We start from the raw sequence: 3825 nt of genomic DNA, 5'->3' as shown, positions 1-3825 counted from the left end.
CCCCCGACTGTCTATGCCACCCGCCTTGGTGTAGTATTGTAATTTAATAACAAAAACCACCCAGATGGTTTGCAAACGGGTGCATCGAGCCATGGGCTTGATGGGGCAGAATCTCAAGTCATATCAACTTCATATTGGAGTCTTTCATGCCTAGACGTACAAAGATTGTAACCACACTCGGTCCGGCTACCGACCGCGAAGGGATCCTCGAAGGGATCATCCGCGCCGGGGCTGACATGGTGCGGATGAACTTCTCTCACGGCACTGCTGAAGACCATATCCTGCGCGCCAATCAGGTGCGTGACATTGCTGCCAAGCTCGGTCGTCACGTTGCCATCATGGGTGATCTGCAAGGCCCGAAAATCCGTGTTTCCACTTTCAAGGATGGCAAAATCTATCTGGCCATCGGTGACAAGTTCATTCTCGACGCGGCACTCGGCAAGGGTGAAGGTTGCCAGGAGCAGGTTGGCATCGATTACAAGAGCCTGCCAGACGATGTGGTACAGGGCGACATCCTGCTGCTGGACGATGGCCGTGTACAGCTGAAGGTCGAGCAGGTTGAAGGCACCCGCATTCACACCACGGTGACCGTGGCCGGGCCGCTCTCTAACAACAAGGGCATCAACAAAAAAGGGGGTGGTCTCTCCGCTCCGGCCCTGACCGAGAAGGACAAGGAAGACATCAAGACTGCTGCCCGCATGAATGTGGACTATCTGGCTGTCTCCTTCCCGCGCTGTGGCGATGATCTGCGCTACGCCCGCGAGTTGGCCCGCGAAGCCGGTTCCAATGCCAAGATCGTGGCCAAGGTTGAGCGCGCCGAAACAGTCGCCACCGATGAGGCGATGGAAGACATCATCCTCGGATCCGATGCTGTGATGGTCGCCCGTGGCGATCTGGGTGTCGAGATCGGTGACCCCGAGCTGGTTGGTGTACAGAAGAAGCTGATCCGCCACTCCCGTCGCCTGAACCGCGTGGTGATCACCGCGACCCAGATGATGGAGTCGATGATCAACGCGCCGCTGCCGACTCGTGCAGAGGTCATGGACGTGGCCAACGCCGTGCTGGATGGTACCGATGCGGTGATGCTCTCCGCCGAGACTGCCGCTGGTCAGTTCCCCATCGAGACCGTGACCTCCATGGCTAGCGTCTGTGTCGGTGCCGAGAAGCACCCGAGCCTGAACGTCTCCAACCACCGCATGAGCTACACCTTCACTTCCGTTGAAGAAGCTGTAGCCATGTCCACCATGTATGCGGCCAACCACCTGGAAGGGGTGAAGGCGATCGTGGCACTGACCGAGTCCGGCACCACTCCGCTGCTGATGTCCCGTATCAGCTCCGGTCTGCCGATCTTTGCTATGTCTCCCCACAACAAGACCTTGGCCTGGACCAATCTCTACCGTGGCGTCACCCCGGTGATGTTTGACGGTGACGAGACCAAACCGGTCTACGAAGTGTGTCGCGACGCGCTGGCCGTGCTCAAGGAGAAGGGGCTGCTGCAGAGCGGCGACATGGTGCTGCTGACTCACGGTGACAAGATGGAAACCGTGGGCAGTACCAACACCTGCAAGGTGATGATGGTCGAATAAGCCCGTCCGGTTTTACTCTGCTTAACAAGGCTGCTCCTCTTTGATGAGCAGCCTTTTTGTTAACCGCTATCGGGCTGTAGCGGGATAAACAGGACTCAATGATTGCTTAACCGGATTCCCCTTCCGATAATGCGGGAGTGATTTTCAGCGGGTAGCCTGTTGTAGGTGATCGTCCCTGGTAACCCAGACACTCGACAATACGGGAGTGAAAAAATGAACAAGCGTAACTGGTTGCTGGCCCTGTCACTGAGTCTGGCCTTCTCACCCTGTTATGCCGATTGGGCCAAGCTCAAGGCCGCAGCGTCCGATCTGGGAGCGGCAGTGAGTGAGACCAGCAAGGAGGTGTGGCAGGATGTCAGCGATTTTTCCAAAAAGAGCTGGGCTTCCATCTCGGCCTGGGGGGAGGATGCCTTCAATACCGCCGGGGTCTGGACCGACAAGAGCATCGCGACCGGCAAGGAGTGGCTGAAGGCGGCCGACAAGGAGCTCAACGAGATGCTCAACCCCAAGACGGCGAAAGAGGCGAGGATCGCGCTCAATACCATGGCCGACACTGCGCTGATCCGGTTGTTCAACGAGCAGCCATCAGCCAAGTTGTTGTTTGACAAGGCTTATGGCTATGCAGTGTTCGATTCGCGCAAGTTCTCCCTGATGCTGCATACCAATCAGGGGGCCGGGGTGGCGGTCAATCGCAAAACCGGCAAGCACACCTATATGAAGATGTTTGGTGCGGGTCTGGCGGCCGGGATTGGTGGCAAGTTCTATCAGCAGGTGATCCTGTTTGAAGACAAGGCCAGATTCGATGCCTTCGTGACTCAGGGTTGGGAGGCCACCTCCGAAGTGGGCGTGGTGGCCGGCAAGGAGAGCGCCGAGCTTACCGCCAAATACAATGGCGGCATGGCCATCTACCAGATTGGCGAGAAGGGCTTGCTGCTCGATGCCAATATCTCCGGCTCCAAGTACTGGATTGACAAGAACTTGACTGAAACGAGCCGCTAATCCCGCCGTTATCGGTTGCTCACTGCACGCCATGCGCTTGTCGTGATCTCGCAAACAGGCCCGCAATGCGGGCCTGTTTGTTCTCTCGGTGTCAGTGGGCTGAATAGACCTGCTTGCCCTTGAACATGGTCCAGAGCACCTTGGTCTCCTTGAGCTCTTCGCTTGCTACCTGTTCCAGATTGCGATCCAGCAAGATCAGGTCAGCACTCTTGCCCGCGCTGATGGAGCCAATCTCTTTCTCCCGTCCAATTACCTTGGCGGCGTTGAGGGTATAGGCCTGCAAGATGGCCTGACGGCTGATCTGCTCGCTGGCGGGGGGCAGCAAGCCAAGCTCACCTTGGCGGGTGATCGCGGTATACATGGTGAGGAAAGGGTTGGGGCTGGAGACCGGCCAGTCACTGGCACCGGCGATAATGGCGCCGCTTTGCAGCAAGCTGCCTGCCGGATAGAGGCGGGCTAGCAGTGCCGGAGGCACTTTTCCCTCAAGCAACAGGGTGGTCGCCACGTTTTTCCCGGCCCACAACAGTTGCATCGATGTGGCCACATTGAGCGGTTTGAAGCGGGCAATGCTGGCCGGGCTCACCACCTCCAGATGGGTGATGCTGTGCAGCAAGCGGTGATCCTGATTGTGGGCCCGGGCATAGGCGATGGCATCGAGGGATTCTCGGACGGCCCGATCGCCGATGGCATGAAAGTGAGCGATAAGTTGATGGGCATCCGCGGTGCGGATCAGCTCGTTAAAACGCTGTTTGTCCAGATCGTCCTTGCCGCTGTAACCGGGACGGTTGAGGTAGGGCTCGCTCAACTTGGCGGTCTGGGATGGATACTCGATGACACCATCTTGCAGGATCTTTATCCCCACCAGTTTCACGTCCGGGGCATCTTGAAACTGCTGTTGCAGCGCCAATACGTCATCAATGATGGCGGGTGATGCATGTATCCCCACCAGTGCCAGTGCGGATACATGTCCGGTCAGCTTGCCTTCCCGGGAGAGCATGCTGTACGCCGGCAGCAGGCCGGTATCGCGGCGATCCGGCTCGGCGTTGAAGATGGGGGCGAGGGGGCGAATGTTGCTGATAGGGTCCATCCAGGCGGTAATGCCCACCTGATTGAGCTGTTTGGCGGCGGTCATGATGGCCTTGGCAATGGCTCTGTCCCAATTACGTGTTGAAAGGCTAATCTTGAAGTAGGCCATCACCTTGAGGTCTACCATCATGGATACCCCAGCCTTTCAACACCT

2 protein-coding genes and 1 pseudogene are annotated in these 3825 nt (G+C 57.7%); 2 read left to right on the top strand and 1 reads right to left on the bottom strand.

The window, feature by feature from the left end:
• The first annotated feature begins 146 nt into the window (after positions 1 to 146).
• Together pyk and AB5Y85_RS09485 are read left to right on the top strand one after the other, a co-directional pair.
• Entirely contained in the window at positions 147 to 1586 is a 1440-nt protein-coding gene (gene pyk, locus AB5Y85_RS09490) for a pyruvate kinase (protein ID WP_005362071.1), read from the top strand.
• 213 nt (positions 1587 to 1799) lie between these two features.
• Positions 1800 to 2585, top strand: coding sequence for a hypothetical protein (locus AB5Y85_RS09485; RefSeq protein WP_257688147.1), 786 nt, complete (start codon positions 1800 to 1802; stop codon positions 2583 to 2585).
• A gap of 91 nt (positions 2586 to 2676) precedes the next feature.
• On the opposite strand, the pseudogene AB5Y85_RS09480 reads toward AB5Y85_RS09485, so the two are convergent.
• Positions 2677 to 3732 (bottom strand): annotated as a pseudogene (locus tag AB5Y85_RS09480) (amidohydrolase); the annotation flags it as partial.
• Between the last annotated feature and the right edge of the window lie 93 nt (positions 3733 to 3825).

This window comes from Aeromonas sp. R3-1 (assembly GCF_040908345.1).
GTDB classification, from domain to species: Bacteria; Pseudomonadota; Gammaproteobacteria; order Enterobacterales; family Aeromonadaceae; genus Aeromonas; species Aeromonas veronii.
This window is presented reverse-complemented; position numbering and strand designations above follow the sequence as displayed.

Bases quoted from the DNA above. Each gene is read 5' to 3' on its own strand.
- pyk (WP_005362071.1), top strand. From the start codon at position 147: ATGCCTAGACGTACAAAGATTGTAACCACACTCGGTCCGGCTACCGAC.
- AB5Y85_RS09485 (WP_257688147.1), top strand. From the start codon at position 1,800: ATGAACAAGCGTAACTGGTTGCTGGCCCTGTCACTGAGTCTGGCCTTC.